The organism is Rathayibacter sp. KR2-224, assembly GCF_049446075.1.
Classification (GTDB): domain Bacteria; phylum Actinomycetota; class Actinomycetes; order Actinomycetales; family Microbacteriaceae; genus Humibacter.
The window spans coordinates 1867412-1881304 of the sequence record NZ_JBMSEB010000001.1 but is presented as its reverse complement, the minus strand read 5'-3'; the positions used below and the strand labels follow the sequence as shown (position 1 = coordinate 1881304).

Below are 13893 nucleotides of genomic sequence, written 5' to 3'. Positions count from 1 at the left end.
CGCCTCGAACCGAGAAGGAATGGACATGCGCGCTTTCGTCGTCAGCGAGTACAAGGGTCCGCTGTATGAAGCGGATGTGCCCGAGCCTGTTCTGGGCCTTAGCGATGTGCTCGTTCAGGTGCGAGCAGCAGGCGTCAATGCGTTGGACGAGAGGATCCGTGCCGGCGAGTTCAAGCAGATACTCCCGTACCGGTTGCCGCAGGTTCTGGGCAACGACGTCGCGGGAACGGTCGCTGCCGTCGGCGCCGAGGTGCGCGGCTTCGCCCCGGGAGACGAGGTGTACGCCCGTCCGAACAAGGACCGGATCGGAACGTTCGCCGAGCGGATCGCGGTTGCGGAACAAGACCTGGCTCTGAAGCCGGCGACTGTGACGTTCGAGGAAGCGGCCTCGCTCCCGCTCGTTGCGCTGACCGCTTGGCAGGCGCTCGTCGAGAAGGGGCGCGTGCGAGCGGGGCAACGCGTGCTCATCCACGGCGGTGCGGGCGGCGTCGGGACCATCGCGATCCAGCTCGCAAAGCAGCTCGGGGCATCCGTCGCTACTACCGTCAGCGCGGGCAACTTCGGCTTCGTCCGCGAGCTCGGTGCGGACATCGTCATCGATTACCGCAATCAGCGGTTCGAAGAACTCATCGACGGCTACGACCTCGTGCTCGACAGCGTCGGGGGCCCCAACCTGGAGAGGTCGTTGAGCGTGCTGCGGGCCGGTGGAAAGGCCATCGGCATAGCCGGGCCGCCGGACGCCGCGTTCGCCCGCGAGACCGGGGCCAACCCGGTGCTGCGCTTGGCGATGTCCGCGCTCAGCGCCCGCATTCGCCGACGGGCTCGGCGGCTCGGCGTGCGGTACGAGTTCCTCTTCGTTCGCGCAAGCGGCGACCAGCTACGTCAGGTCAGCGCCCTCGTAGACAACGGCGCGATCCGTCCCGTCGTCGGACGCGTCTTCCGCTTCGACCAGACGGCCGAAGCGGTGCGATCACTGTCCTCGGGCGGCATCCGAGGCAAGGCCGTGGTCAGCCACGCCTGAGCAGCTTCATCCATCACACCCACACCGAAACAGGAGAACATCATGAACACCGAAGACTTATCGAACGAAGCCGTCATCACGTCATACGCTCAGGCGCCGACCCGCACGGTCGAGGCCGGCGGCGTGACCTACGCGTACCGAGAGCTGGGACCGAAGAGCGGGATCCCTGTGGTGTTCTTCGTGCACCTCGCCGGAAACATGGACAACTGGGACCCGCGCATCGTCGATCCCATCGCAAAGAATCGCCACGTCATCACCTTCGACCAGTCCGGCGTCGGAAGCTCCACCGGCCGCGTTCGAGACAGCATCGAGGCGATGGCGGATGGCGCCTACTCCTTCGTCAAGGCACTCGGATACGAGAAGATCGACGTCTTCTCCTTCTCGATGGGCGGGATGATCGCGCAGGACCTCGTGCTGAAGCATCCCGACCTCGTGCGCCAGCTCATCCTCACCGGCACCGGCCCCAGGGGCGGCAAGGACATGGACAAGGTGGCCCGCGTCACGTATTGGGATGTTCTCCGAGCTGCGCTCACGCGGTCGGATCCGAAGGAGTTCTTGTTCTTCAACCGCAACGTCACAGGCAAGCGTGCCGGGCGTGCCTTTGTCGAACGCTTGAAGGAACGCACCACCGACCGCGATACGGCATTCAGGACTCCGGGACTGCCGACACAGCTTAAGGCGATCAAGAACTTCGGACGCTCGGCCTCCGCCGACCTGTCACGCGTGAGCCAACCCACCCTGATCGCCAACGGCGACAACGATCGCATGGTGCCGTCGGTTCTTTCCGAGGACCTGCACCGGCGCATCAAGGGCTCCGACCTGATCATCTACCCGGACTCGGGACACGGCGGGGTCTTCCAGTTCCACGACCGGTTCGCTCCCGTCGCCGTCGAGTTCCTCGGGTCGGGCGCCACGTCGTGACCCGCCGCCGTCGATTTCCCGTGACGCCCGTGACCGGAACGGAGGCCTTCCCGGGCCACGTGAAAGAATGAGTGGCCGCAGGTCCCAGCCCATTCAGCAACGAAGGACAGCCATGCCCCTGGCATCCAAGTCGCCCGGCCGACGTGAGCGGAACAAGCAGGAGAAGCTAGACCGCATCATGGCTGGAGCCAAAGAGCTCTTCGCCGAGCGCGGCGTCGACGACGTCACCACCCAGGAGATCGCCGACCGGGCAGACATCGGCGCAGGAACGCTGTTCCTCTATGCCAAGAGCAAGGCCGAGTTGCTGCTCCTCGTGCAGAACTCGACCTACGCCGAGGCGCTCGAGCAGGGCAAGTCGGCGGCGCAAGGCATCCGCGACCCCCTCGACGCGCTGATGGCGATCGTGCGACCGGTCGTGGAGTGCAACCGCAAGCAGATCGACAACGGACGAACCTATCTGCGCGAGATCGTCTTCGGCGACCCCGCGGAACCCAACCATCGTGCTGCGCTGGAGCTGACCGTGCAGACCGAAGAGGCGATCAGGGCCGTGCTGCTACGCGACGGGCGCATCGGCGAGAAGGATGCCGCGACAAGGGCGCACCTCGTCTCCGCCGCCATGTTCATCGCCATGGCAGCGACCAACAACATCGCCGCCCCGGTGAACGAGGTGGTGCAAGAGATCCGGGACCACGTGCGGGTGCTGCTACCCGAATAGGGGCGGCGGCTCACAATGCAGTCCGCGTCACGAGTGCGACGATGAACAGTACGAATGCCAGCCCGGCAGCAGTTGAGCGGAGAACGTCGATCCGCTGCCAACGTGTCACCACGGAAGCCCAGTCAGCCGGTAGATCGTCGGGATTCCAGTCGTTGACCCCCATGTTGATCGGGACCGTGCCGAGAAACGACGCGAGAACGAAGATGATGAGAGCCACCATTCCGGCGATTCGGAATCCAAATCCTTGCGCGAGACCTTCGCCGATCAACACCGCGACCGAGGCGAGCACCGCCGCCACCATAAGGATCGGGACGACTACCTTCAAGCGTTTCACCAGAGCAATCCGCGTACGCACGTGCGCGTCGTCGGGCAGTGAGGCGATCGCCGGTTGAATTCCCCAGCGAACAATGAATTCTTCCCCGGCCAACAGACCAGCCAGTACCAACTGGACGATGAGCAGAATCGTCATGGCTCTCTTCTTTCTGGTTGCGCGGTTCTGGCTCGCCCTTGTCGCTCGAGCAATTGCGCAGGCCGGGTCAGCTCGCGCGGCTGATCTCCCGGAGGAGGGCTCGAGCCGCGCGCTGTGCAGCGTTGACGATGACGGCATTGTCAACGCCAGGGGCAACTGCTTGCGCTGCCGAGTTGATGCTCAGGACCGACATCCGCAGCAGCAGCACGTTCTCGTCGGTGCGCTCGGGAAGCAGTTCGCTCAGGTCGTCGATGAGAGCGCTGAGCAGCGAGCCGACTCGGTCACCGCCGCCCTTTGCGAGGTCTCGGATGACCAGCGGGTTGGCTGCCATGAAACGGATGGCGCGGAGCTTGTCCGCCGAGAAGGACAAAACCCAGCGCAATACCGCCTGCTCGAGCAGATCCGCAGTGCGGGGCTGCTGGTGTAGCCATTCGATCAGCTGCTCTGCCTCGCTCCCACGTTCATCCATGAGGGATTGAAGGATCGCCTCTTTCGAAGCGAAGTGGTAGTAGAGCGACGCCTTGTTGATCCCCAGCGCTTCCGCGATTTGCCGTAACGACGTTCGCTCGTACCCGTACCTGGTGAACAGCTCGAGTGCGACCCGCTGTGCCAATCGACGTGTCTGGGCGCCACTACGACGTCGAACGCGGGTGTCGGTGTCCGAGCTCATGGCACTAGTCTACCTAACGACCGGTAGGTTGGCGAGCACAAGACCGGATGCCGCGGCGGACGCGTATGCTGCCGCGTTACCGGGGAAGGGCATCCCGGAGCGCAGCGACGAAGGGGCGTAGTCGGTCGGCGACGTGTTTGTCGAGGTCCTGTCGCGCGCTGGGGTCCCGCGCCCGATCCTCGGTGGCCCGGGTCGCGACGGCCATCAGCGCGTGCGTGAAGTCGCCGATCAGCTCGGGGTCAGCGTCGCCTGACCGCCTCGTCGCAAACGCGACCACACCGGGAGCCGCGGACAAGGTCGTGGTGCTGTTCGACTAGCGCGTCCGGGCTTCCGCCGTCTGCCCGCGAGGTTCAGGCGACGATCTCGTCGGCATTCTCGGCGATCCAACCCATCAGGGGCAGCAGTCGCTCCGTCACCTCACGACCGCGCGGCGTCAGGCTGTAGTCAACGCGCGGCGGCACGGTCGGCTGGGCGGTACGCAGCACGAACCCGTCCTTCTCGAGGATGCGCAACGTCTGCGCAAGCATCTTCTCGCTGATGCCCTGCACCGTTCGGCGCAACTCGCCCCATCGCAGGTCGCTCCGCGATAGGGCGACCAGGATGAGCACACCCCACGTACTCGTGATGTGATTCAGCACGATGCGGCTCGGGCATTCCGATGGAAGAACGCCATCGGTGAAGCCGAAGCCGTTCAACGACTCAATTCCGGTATCCACGTAAGTAACTTACCAAAAGGTGGGTACCGCCGTTTGGGAAGTTTGGTTACCTTCCGCGGGTTGACCATGACGAACCCATCGAAAGGATCCCCCATGACCATCGTCGTCACCGGTGCCACCGGCCAGCTCGGCCGTCTCGTCGTCGAGTCCCTCCTGGAGCGCGGCGTACCTGCCGGCACCATTCGTGCCCTCGGACGCAGCGCGGAGCGCCTCGCACCTCTCGCCGAGCGCGGAGTCGAGACCGCCGTCATCGATTTCGAGCAGCCTGAGACGCTCGACGGCGCCTTCGACGGCGCAGACGTGTTGCTGCTCGTTTCGGGATCCGAGACGGGGAAGCGCGTGCCGCAGCACCGCAACGCGATCGATGCGGCCGTGCGAACAGGCGTCGGGCGCGTCGTCTACACGAGTGCGCCCTACGCGACCACCTCCGAGTTGGTGCTCGCGCCCGAGCACGCCGAGACTGAGCGGCTTCTCGCCGACTCCGGCCTCACCGTGACAGTTCTGCGAAACAACTGGTACACCGAGAACTACGCGGGAACCCTCGACGTGGCCGCCGCGACCGGTGAGATCGTCGGAAGCGCTGGCGACGGTCGAGTGGCGAGCGCGACGCGTGCGGAGTATGCGGAAGCGACCGCCGTCGTCCTCACCACACCGGGTCACGACGGCGCAATCTACGAGCTGAGTGGAGACCGCGCCTGGACCTTCGAGGAGTTCGCCCGCGAGGCGAGCACGCTCCTTGGGCGCGATGTCGTCTACCGCTCCGTCGCACCCGAGGAGCACGTTCGCATCCTCACCGACGCGGGCCTCGACGAGGGAACGGCCGTATTCGTCGCCGCGCTTGACGGCAACATCCGCGACGGTGCGCTTGGCCAAGCGTCGCCGACGCTCGGCGAGCTTATCGGCCGTCCGACGACCACCCTGGCGGAGGGTCTCGCGCAGCTGCGGGAACCGGCGGCCGCCTGATCCAAGGCGCGTGAAAGCGGCCGCAGCTCTCGGTCTCGAGATGCTGCGGCCGCTCGCATGCGGCATCCGCCTCGGATGCTCATTCCAGTCGCGTAGGGATCAGGCGCCGTTCCTGAGATCGCTGAGGCGCTCGTGGCGCAGCGCGATCCGGTCGAATACCGCGGTGCACGAGTCGCCCATCGGCGCCTGAGCCATGAATCCGACCTTCCATCGAGCGCCACCGGGGACCAGGTGGAACAGTCTGCCGAAATCCCAGCGAACGCCGTCCGTCGAGGAGTGGAAGGCCCAGGCATCCCCGAGGCGTGCGATTCGCAGATGAACATCGGTGCCGGTAACGACGGCGCTGTTGCAGTCATCGGAGAAGCGGTCGGTGACCACGGTGACAACCATCGCCTGGCCGGCCGGCGAGTACTCGAAGCAGAGCTTCGCCCAATGATCGTCGTCGCTGTGCAGGGCCAGCACCGCTGCGTCGAATGTTGTGCGTGCGCTGGTGACGCGAGTACGGGCCGAGAGGGTGAAGTCGTCCCCGGGCGCATCGAACCCAAGGCTCGTCGCCTCGTGTTGCGAAGGGCCGCCGAGCGCATCGTTCGACCAGTCCACCCCGCCAGCCGCCGTGAGTGTGAGCTCGCCCGCGGAGGCGTCGTACGACGCCGCGCCCGGCTTGTGGGTCCAGGACAGCTCAGGGAGGCCGGCAACGGGTATCAGCATGACGGCAAAGCTAGCGGATGCCGGTGACCACGGCGGCGCACTCCGGACGACAGCAACCTGCGCCGGACCTCGCCGTGATCAGCCCAAAGCGACCCCAAGGACGAGATCAGCGTCAGTCGTCAGACTTCTTCCGATGCTTCGGTCTCGCGAAACGCCGACCCCTCGAACGCCACGCTCGGATTTTCGGCCAGGTCCATCAGCTTTGAACGTTGCCCTCAGTTGCTGCTGCATCTGCCATGGCGTCCTCCAGGAGTTCAGTCTCTCACCCGGGCGGTGGCGCGCTGACGACGCGCTTGTCGACGGCGGATACCACCAGAGTGTCGATGCGGTTTCCGACGACGGCGGCCGGTGGGGTTGCTGATACGTAGCGCATCGTCCCATTGCGGTCGGGGCGCCAGACGTTGTGTCCATCGTCGTCAACCGACACGCTCCCGGGTTCGCTGAGCGTGAGGCCCCAGTCCTCAGCGTCGACGGCCAGAGCGACGGCCATCGGATCCCAGCTGGGGCGTCCGCCATCGGGGCCGCAGAAGAGTCGATAGGCGGACGAGACCGGGTCGAGCCGGCTCGAAGCCGTCAGGCTGCGCCCGCTCTCGACGTCGGTGCCCATTTCCCATCCGAGGAAGTCCAGTGGCGTCGGCCACTCGCGGAGGAAGCGCTGCGTAAGTGCGGGCGCCTTTGCAAAGTTGAATTCCACGCCGTTCGGAAAGCGGCCGCCCATGACAGCGCCGTGGCTGATCTTTCGACGAATCAATTCACCATCGACGGTGTCGAGCAGTGCGACGAGATTGTCGTAGAACCCGAGTGAGACGAGAACCAGAGATTGTTCGTCCGCCGAGTCGAGAACGTCGCGCCACAATGCCACCGCGTCATGCACGTCCTCAGAGTCGGCGGGTGACCCAAAGCGGGCGACGAGTTGCTTCGCGTAGTCGTTCTCGGCGATGTTGTCGTCCACTGGAAGGCGCAGGCCCACGGGGATCTCGGGCCGCCCGAAAGCGCGGTTGACCACCTTGACTGCGAGGTGTCCCCAGCGGCTCGGCGTGTTCACGAAGACCGCGGTGATCTCGGCGCGGCCCTCATCGGCCAGCGCATGTGCCAACGCCAGTGCTCCCACGTCGTCGACGTCGTCGAAGATGTCTGTCTCGATGACCAGCTTCATCGCCATGCTCTAGCTCCCGCCTGTCTTCCAAGTCGAGCACTCCGGCACCGTCGCGAGGCGTGAGGATGCAAGCTGGCGCCGTGCGACGCGGAACTAATACTCCCAGGTGAGGAGTTCGTCATACTGCTCCTCGTTCGGCTCAATGTTCGGGGGTCGCTCTTCCCACTCGTTGACTTGTTCCTCCGGCATGTCGATCACTTCGAACCGCACAACGACACCCGCGGTGATGAGCACCGACATGCTGTATCGGCCAACGGTGTTGAAGCTTACGAAATCACCGCCGGCACGAGCAGCATCGACGATCTCGCTTTGGAGTGCGTCGACGTCTTGTTCAGGCTGCAGGATGAACATCTGCCCATCGACGCGAACTTTGTTGATCTGCATGAGGCCTCTGTTCGTCGGCAATAGCGGTCAACGCTATGCCTGTTGTCTGCACGCGGCGGTGAGTTGCAATTACTCACGGGCGGCATCCAGCAAGCCGGGAGAGACGGCAGCACAGATTCCGCGCGCTATGCCTTGTTCTCTTCTCGCAGCCGCTCGTAGGCTTCCCGAATGACCAGTCGCATCGCCGCTATCTCGATGGTTGCTCTCGATCCCCAGCGGGTCGCCGAGTTCTGGCGATCCGTGCTCGGGTGGGAACTTCTGCTGTCCGATGCCACGGGAGCCGACATCGGCCCGGCCGATGGGTCGGGGCCGCGAATCGAGATCGGACGGGTTCTCGATGGAAAGACCGTGAAGAACCGCATCCACCTAGACCTCCGGGCCGACGGCACCAGTCAGAGTGAGGAATTGCAGCGACTGCTGGCGCTGGGGGCGACCAAGATCGATGTCGGACAGCCAGCCGACGCGACCTGGGTGGTGCTCGCCGATCCAGAGGGCAACGAGTTCTGTCTCCTGCTGCGAACGGTTCAGGAGGCAGCCGGCTAGCGCCTCATCTGACGCCATTGGGCTGGATGTGCCGGTGGCCTAAGAGAACTACGCCAACGAGCATCCGTTCTACATATCATCGCTCTGCACTCGGCCCCGTGCGGGGGCACCCACGTCACGAGCCACAGCGCCCTCCCGGCCTATGCTTGGCCGCGTGGAAGCCACACAGCTCCGGGGCGGACCGATCCTGACTCTGACGGTCAACCCGGCCCTGGACATCAGTACGTCCACTGAGCAGGTGGTCGGCAACCACAAGCTGCGGTGCACCACGAGCCGCTTGGATCCAGGTGGTGGCGGGGTCAACGTGTCGAGGGTCGTGAGGCGGTTAGGGGGCCGCACGCTTGCGGTGTATACGGCAGGGGGACCTGTCGGGGAGGCCTATCGCCGCCTCATCGAAACCGAACGCCTGCCGAGCGTGGTAGTTCCCATTGAAGGCAGCACGCGCGAAAGCTTCACTGTGGATGAGAACTCCAGCGGTGCTCAGTACCGCTTCGTCCTCGAAGGCCCGACGCTGAGCGAGGAGGAGTGGGGTGCCTGTCTGGACTTCGTGAGCCAGGCGATCGAGCCCGGAGGGTACCTGGTGGCGAGCGGGAGCCTGCCACCCGGGGTTCCCGACGACTTCTACGCACGAGTGGTCCGCCTCGCTCGCGACAGCGGGGCTCGTTGCGTGGTCGACTCCACCGGGCCTGCGCTGACCGAGGCGCTCGCCGAGGGAGTGTTTCTGGTTACGCCAAGCCGCCGCGAACTAGGAGCACATTTCGGCGTGACGCTGGACAGCGAGCGCAGTCAGCTGGAAGCCGCGTCCGCCCTGATCGCAGATGGATCGGCGGAGTACGTCGCACTGACGCTGGGAGACGCCGGTGCTGTTCTGGCGTCGAAGGCGGGAGTCGTGCGATTGCGCGCACCGTCCGTAGACGTAGTGAGCACCGTAGGTGCAGGTGACTGCTTCCTCGCGGCGTTCGTGCTGAGGCTTGCGCAGGAACGCTCCGTCGAGGATGCATTCCGCGCGGCCGTGGCCGCAGGCGCGGCTGCTGTGACGACCCCCGCGACCGAATTGTGCCACAGGGCTGACGTCGAACGTCTTGAAGCCGAGCTGGGCGCGGCGGCTCTCTGACCTCAAGCGTCCCGTCCACACTGCAGCGGGGCAGGAAGGCCGGGCCCAAGCACGAGGCCTCAGGCCTGGATCAGGACTTTGAGCGCGTTGTATTCGGCTGCGTTCCCGAAGACTTCGTAGGCATCCATCAGCTGATCGAAGTTGAAACGGTGCGTCACGAACCTGTCCGCTGGGAGGCGGTGCTGGCTCACCAGCTTCAGCAGCATGCCAAGGGTGTTGGTGTTCACCAGCCCTGTGGAGATGTCGATGTTGCGGATCCAGAGTTTGTTGAGCGCCAGCTCGACGGGCTTGCCGTGCACTCCGATGTTGGCGACGTGCCCGCCTGGCCGCACGATATCCACGGCCATCGTGAACGTTTGAGGCACGCCGACTGCCTCGATCGCCACGTCGACGCCGTCGCCGTCGGTGAGGGCCAGAACCTGGTCCTTCCAGTCCGTCTGCCCTGAGTTGACGATGTCCGTGGCGCCGAAGTCTCGTGCACGAGCGAGTCGAGCGTCGTCGAGGTCGATGGCGATGACTTTCGACGGGCCGTACAACCGTGCCGTCATCACCGCCGCGAGTCCGACCGGCCCTGAGCCGACGACTGCGACAACGTCGCCGGGCTGGACGTGCCCGTACTGCACCCCGATCTCGAAACCGGTCGGGAGGATGTCCGAGAGCAGGATGCCTTCGGCGTCGGTCACTCCATCCGGCACCTTGTACACGGAGTTCTCAGCGAACGGGACGCGGACGTATTCCGCTTGCGTGCCGTCGATCATGTACCCGAAGATCCACCCGATCCCGGGCGTCCCCTCTGGGCTCAGACAGTGGCTGTACAGGCCCTTGCGACAGTTCGAGCACACTCCGCACGAACTGATGCAGGCAAGGATCACACGGTCGCCGATGGCGAGTTGGGTGATCCCCGATCCGATCTCGGTGATAACACCGATGCCCTCGTGCCCCAGAATGCGGCCTTTCGCCACTTCTGGCACATCGCCCTTGAGGATGTGCAAGTCGGTGCCGCAGATGGTCGTGGCCACCATCTTCACGATGATGTCGGTCGGACGCTGGATCACGCGGTCCGGCACCTCGGTCCAGCTCTTCTCGCCCGGGCCGTTGTACACGAGAGCCTTCATTTCACAGTCCTCCGGTCGTATGCGGTGCGCCGTCGGATACCGGTCGGCGCAGTACGAGCCAAGCCATGTCGTGCGCGCAGCGGCAGGGCAGAAAGTCCCGCGACATCGGCGGTGCATCTGAAAGGGCCCTCGGTCCCTTCGAAGGGAGCTGTTGGCGATCGGGCTCGGGCCATGAACGCGCGCATTCCAGACGCCAACGCCGGCCAGGCGTAAGAGAACACCTGAAGGACCTTCGGCCCTATGCCCTCGTAGCCGTGCGCCGCACGCTCAGAGCAATACGCAGAAGTCGGAAATAAGGGAGCACGTGATGGGGATCATCGAAAGTGCGACACCTGGGATCTACATCGGCTTCGGTGCTTTCGTCGTTCAGCTGGGCAACCTGATCGTCATCGCGATCATGCTCGCCCTCTTCGTTCTGGCGCTGATCGTGCCGTTCCCGAGAGCGCGGCGCCGGAAATGAGCGACGACGAGGTCTATACCTGGACGGGTCGGATCCGCCGGTGGCTTCTGAAACGCCTCCCACCGGACAAGCTGCTGCCGCAGGATCAGCCCAGCTATGTTGCATCCTGGATTTACGTGTTCGGCATGGCCGCGCTCGCTGCGCTCGCCGTCGTCGTCATCTCGGGCCTGGTGCTCAGCCTGAACGGTCCCGCCTGGTACCACGTGTCGTCGGTCGGGCACTTCACCAACGGTGTGCACCTGTGGAGCGTCGAACTGTTCTTCCTCTTCATGGTGGTGCACCTCTGGGGCAAGTACTGGATGGCCGCGTGGCGGGGCGGACGCGTGCTGACTTGGATCACCGGCGTGATCGCGTTTGCCGTGTCGATCGTCGCCGGGTTCACCGGTTACCTCTTGCAAACGAACTTCGACTCGCAATGGATCGCCTTCGAGGGCAAGGACGCACTGAACGCGGTCGGGGTAGGCGCCTGGTTCAATGTTGCCAATCTCGGGCAGATGTTCACCTGGCACATCGTTCTGCTCCCGATCGCGGTTGCCGCGATCGTGGTTCTTCACGTTCTCCTCGTTCGGATGCACGGGGTCGTGCCGCCGATCGACGCGGACGAAACAGACGACCAGGTCGTCAGGCCGGGCAATGAGTCGGAGGTAGGACGATGAGTTCGAAACCGCGCATGTCCTGGCGTTCGGGCGACGACCTGGTCAGCCGGCCCTGGCGTGGACGCGTCCGTGATTACGACCTGGTCAAAGAGGTCGCCGTCGGATTCGTGGTCGTCTCCCTGCTCACACTCGGGCTCGTCGCCATTCTCGGATCCCCCGACGAGCCGAGCGTGACGTTCGCAGCCTGGTCGAAAGCGCAGCCCATCGACTTCGCGACCACGGCGACGGCCGAGCTCGGCAGAACGAGCGACACCGCCACTTACGGTCCTCCTTATGACCACACGCCGGACGCGACCCAGACCATCGGGCCACTAGACCTGCAGAGCATGTCCGGCGTCCGCATCCCGATCGATACGGCGAACGCGTTCGTGATCGCGCCGTTGAAGACCTTGCCGCACATGCCGGCGGCCGTCGACACATGGACAGGGGCGTCAGCGGCCGATCAGGCACGATGGACGACGAACTACGGCAAGGCGCTCGCCGCCAACAAGTCGTCCGCGCTTCCGACTGCTCGCACCGCCTACGGACCGGTCCCGGCTCTTATCACTTCGCTCACCGGGATGGCGCGAAGCGGTGCGCTCGACGGCGCACTCGCCGGACAGAACGGCTTCTACAACCAGGACTACACCAAGGCGATCCTGTTCCTCGGCGACGGTGCCTACTTCCAGAACCTGGCTACGGCTCAGCATCTGACCGGCGACCAGTGGGGAATGATGAACGAGACCGGCAACTATCCGGGCCAGTCGTGGCTGTGGCTGTTCTCGTTCTTCTACCAGGTGGAGCCTTTCGCATCGGCGCCGAACGCCGACCTGCTGGTCGTGCTCATCATGGGTATCCTCACGGTTCTGCTGGCGCTCATCCCGTTCATCCCCGGGTTGCGGACCATTCCGAAGTGGATCCCGGTGCATCGGCTCGTGTGGCGGGACTACTACCGCTCGCGAGGGAAGCGCTTCGAGCAGGATGCTTCGGAGTCGCATGCAGTTGAGCCCGACAGGGTGGCAGAAAAGGTCGGTTGATACTCGCTTGATGTCAGCCGCCCGTGCCATCATTCGTACATAGGTTCGAATCGCGGAGGCTGGCATGCGTGGCGAAGCAACGGTGCTGCACGCCGATCTCGACGCCTTCTACGCCTCGGTCGAGCAGCGCGACGCTCCGCAGTTGCGGGGCAGGCCCGTCATCGTGGGCGGTGGCGTCGTGCTGGCGGCGAGCTACGAGGCGAAGGCTCGAGGCGTCCGCACCGCGATGGGCGGGCATCAGGCACGCGAGCTGTGCCCGGATGCCGTCGTCGTTCCCCCGCGCATGGATGCCTACTCCGCGGCGAGCAAGGACGTGTTCGCGATCTTCCGCGACACGACGCCTCTGGTCGAGGGGCTTTCCATCGATGAGGCGTTCCTCGAAGTTGGCGGTCTTCGACGCATCGCGGGCACACCCGAAGAGATCGCGGTGCGGTTGCGGGCGCGGGTGCGCGCGGAAGTGGGTCTCGCGATCTCGGTCGGGGTTGCGCGTACCAAGTTCCTCGCCAAGGTGGCCAGCGCGGTGAGCAAGCCCGACGGACTCCTTGTCGTCGAACCCGCACGGGAAGAGGAGTTCCTGCTCCCGCTCCCGGTGGAGCGATTGTGGGGAGTCGGTGCCGTGACGGCCGAGAAGCTGCATCGGTTGGGCATCCGTACCGTCGGGCAGCTGGCCGAGCTGGAAGAGGGGACGGCGCAAAAGGCCCTGGGCAAGGCGGTCGGTGCGCATGTGCACGCGTTGGCCAGGTTGCGGGATCCCCGGCCCGTAGACACCACGCGGCGGCGCGGATCCATCGGGTCCCAGCGCGCGCTCGGCTCGCGCCCGAGAACGGTCGAGGAACTCGACCTCATCCTCACCCAGATCATCGATCGTCTCGCTCGTAGGCTTCGCGACAAGGACCGCACGTGCCGCACCGTCGTGCTGCGCCTCCGCTACGGCGATTACACGAAAGCCACCCGTTCGCGCACGCTCCGGTGCCCGACCGACCGCACGGCGGTGCTGCTCGCCATCGCGCAAGGCCTGCTCGCCGTCGCTGAGCCGAAGATCGCGGAACACGGCATCACCCTCATCGGGATCTCCTTGTCGCAGCTGGGCCGCACGGACAGCATCCAGCCCGAGCTGCCGATCGACTGGGGTGAGGGATCTCGACTCGACGCGGCGGTCGACGCTGTGCGGGACCGTTTCGGCGCGGCCTCGGTGTCCCGGGCCGCGCAACTCGGTCGTGATCCTGGCTTGTCCGCGCCGCTGCTGCCAGAACACGAGTGACCGTC

Annotated in this window: 17 protein-coding genes; 10 read left to right on the top strand and 7 right to left on the bottom strand. The window is 65.1% G+C overall.

Annotation, left to right across the window (positions count from 1 at the left end; all coding sequences use genetic code 11):
* Positions 1 to 25 precede the first annotated feature (25 nt).
* The 3 genes from ACO2Q7_RS08545 (at position 26) to ACO2Q7_RS08535 (ending at position 2657) form a co-directional block, all read left to right on the top strand.
* Complete coding sequence (locus ACO2Q7_RS08545; RefSeq protein ID WP_423355179.1) at positions 26 to 1021, top strand: NADP-dependent oxidoreductase; 996 nt, start codon at positions 26 to 28, stop codon at positions 1019 to 1021.
* A 42-nt stretch (positions 1022 to 1063) separates the two neighbouring features.
* On the top strand, positions 1064 to 1942 hold the full coding sequence (locus ACO2Q7_RS08540) for an alpha/beta fold hydrolase (RefSeq protein ID WP_423355178.1): 879 nt from the start codon (positions 1064 to 1066) through the stop codon (positions 1940 to 1942).
* Positions 1943 to 2054: 112 nt separating this feature from the next.
* Positions 2055 to 2657, top strand: a complete 603-nt coding sequence (locus ACO2Q7_RS08535; protein ID WP_423355177.1) for a TetR/AcrR family transcriptional regulator — start codon at positions 2055 to 2057, stop codon at positions 2655 to 2657.
* A gap of 10 nt (positions 2658 to 2667) precedes the next feature.
* Here ACO2Q7_RS08535 and ACO2Q7_RS08530 read toward each other — a convergent pair whose 3' ends face one another.
* From ACO2Q7_RS08530 to ACO2Q7_RS08520, 3 genes are all read right to left on the bottom strand, one after another.
* A complete protein-coding gene (locus tag ACO2Q7_RS08530; protein ID WP_423355176.1) occupies positions 2668 to 3126 on the bottom strand; it encodes an anthrone oxygenase family protein in 459 nt (152 codons plus the stop codon).
* A 67-nt stretch (positions 3127 to 3193) separates the two neighbouring features.
* Positions 3194 to 3796, bottom strand: a complete 603-nt coding sequence (locus tag ACO2Q7_RS08525; protein WP_423355175.1) for a TetR/AcrR family transcriptional regulator — start codon at positions 3794 to 3796, stop codon at positions 3194 to 3196.
* A gap of 350 nt (positions 3797 to 4146) precedes the next feature.
* Positions 4147 to 4512, bottom strand: a complete 366-nt coding sequence (locus ACO2Q7_RS08520; RefSeq protein ID WP_423355174.1) for a winged helix-turn-helix transcriptional regulator — start codon at positions 4510 to 4512, stop codon at positions 4147 to 4149.
* A gap of 93 nt (positions 4513 to 4605) precedes the next feature.
* Here ACO2Q7_RS08520 and ACO2Q7_RS08515 point away from each other — a divergent pair, with 93 nt between their 5' ends.
* Positions 4606 to 5475 carry an SDR family oxidoreductase gene (locus ACO2Q7_RS08515; protein WP_423355173.1) on the top strand — a complete coding sequence of 290 codons (870 nt, stop codon included), beginning with the start codon at positions 4606 to 4608 and terminating at the stop codon, positions 5473 to 5475.
* A gap of 99 nt (positions 5476 to 5574) precedes the next feature.
* Here ACO2Q7_RS08515 and ACO2Q7_RS08510 read toward each other — a convergent pair whose 3' ends face one another.
* From ACO2Q7_RS08510 to ACO2Q7_RS08500, 3 genes are all read right to left on the bottom strand, one after another.
* On the bottom strand, positions 5575 to 6183 hold the full coding sequence (locus ACO2Q7_RS08510) for a DUF1349 domain-containing protein (RefSeq protein WP_423355172.1): 609 nt from the start codon (positions 6181 to 6183) through the stop codon (positions 5575 to 5577).
* Between the two features lie 262 nt (positions 6184 to 6445).
* Positions 6446 to 7345: a nucleoside hydrolase gene (locus ACO2Q7_RS08505; RefSeq protein WP_423355171.1), complete on the bottom strand. Its 900-nt coding sequence runs from the start codon at positions 7343 to 7345 to the stop codon at positions 6446 to 6448.
* 87 nt (positions 7346 to 7432) lie between these two features.
* Positions 7433 to 7723 carry a hypothetical protein gene (locus ACO2Q7_RS08500; RefSeq protein WP_423355170.1) on the bottom strand — a complete coding sequence of 97 codons (291 nt, stop codon included), beginning with the start codon at positions 7721 to 7723 and terminating at the stop codon, positions 7433 to 7435.
* Between the two features lie 168 nt (positions 7724 to 7891).
* Between ACO2Q7_RS08500 and ACO2Q7_RS08495 the strand changes: the two genes are divergently transcribed.
* Both ACO2Q7_RS08495 and ACO2Q7_RS08490 read left to right on the top strand, forming a co-directional pair.
* Positions 7892 to 8266 (top strand): VOC family protein, encoded by a 375-nt coding sequence (locus ACO2Q7_RS08495; RefSeq protein WP_423355169.1) that lies wholly within the window; start codon positions 7892 to 7894, stop codon positions 8264 to 8266.
* A 154-nt stretch (positions 8267 to 8420) separates the two neighbouring features.
* Positions 8421 to 9380, top strand: a complete 960-nt coding sequence (locus ACO2Q7_RS08490; RefSeq protein WP_423355168.1) for a 1-phosphofructokinase family hexose kinase — start codon at positions 8421 to 8423, stop codon at positions 9378 to 9380.
* Positions 9381 to 9439: 59 nt separating this feature from the next.
* Here ACO2Q7_RS08490 and ACO2Q7_RS08485 read toward each other — a convergent pair whose 3' ends face one another.
* Entirely contained in the window at positions 9440 to 10495 is a 1056-nt protein-coding gene (locus ACO2Q7_RS08485) for a zinc-dependent alcohol dehydrogenase family protein (protein ID WP_423355167.1), read from the bottom strand.
* A 307-nt stretch (positions 10496 to 10802) separates the two neighbouring features.
* Between ACO2Q7_RS08485 and ACO2Q7_RS08480 the strand changes: the two genes are divergently transcribed.
* The 4 genes from ACO2Q7_RS08480 to dinB all read left to right on the top strand — a co-directional run bounded on the left by ACO2Q7_RS08480 (position 10803) and on the right by dinB (position 13888).
* On the top strand, positions 10803 to 10955 hold the full coding sequence (locus tag ACO2Q7_RS08480) for a hypothetical protein (RefSeq protein WP_423355166.1): 153 nt from the start codon (positions 10803 to 10805) through the stop codon (positions 10953 to 10955).
* The gene (locus ACO2Q7_RS08475) at positions 10952 to 11611 is read left to right on the top strand and encodes a cytochrome b N-terminal domain-containing protein (RefSeq protein WP_423355165.1); all 660 of its coding nucleotides are present in this window, start codon (positions 10952 to 10954) and stop codon (positions 11609 to 11611) included. The genes ACO2Q7_RS08480 and ACO2Q7_RS08475 overlap by 4 nt, the downstream gene beginning before the upstream one ends.
* Before the next feature lie 14 nt (positions 11612 to 11625).
* Complete coding sequence (locus tag ACO2Q7_RS08470) at positions 11626 to 12627, top strand: hypothetical protein (RefSeq protein ID WP_423355164.1); 1002 nt, start codon at positions 11626 to 11628, stop codon at positions 12625 to 12627.
* A 64-nt stretch (positions 12628 to 12691) separates the two neighbouring features.
* A complete protein-coding gene (gene dinB, locus ACO2Q7_RS08465; protein WP_423355163.1) occupies positions 12692 to 13888 on the top strand; it encodes a DNA polymerase IV in 1197 nt (398 codons plus the stop codon).
* Positions 13889 to 13893: the final 5 nt, after the last annotated feature.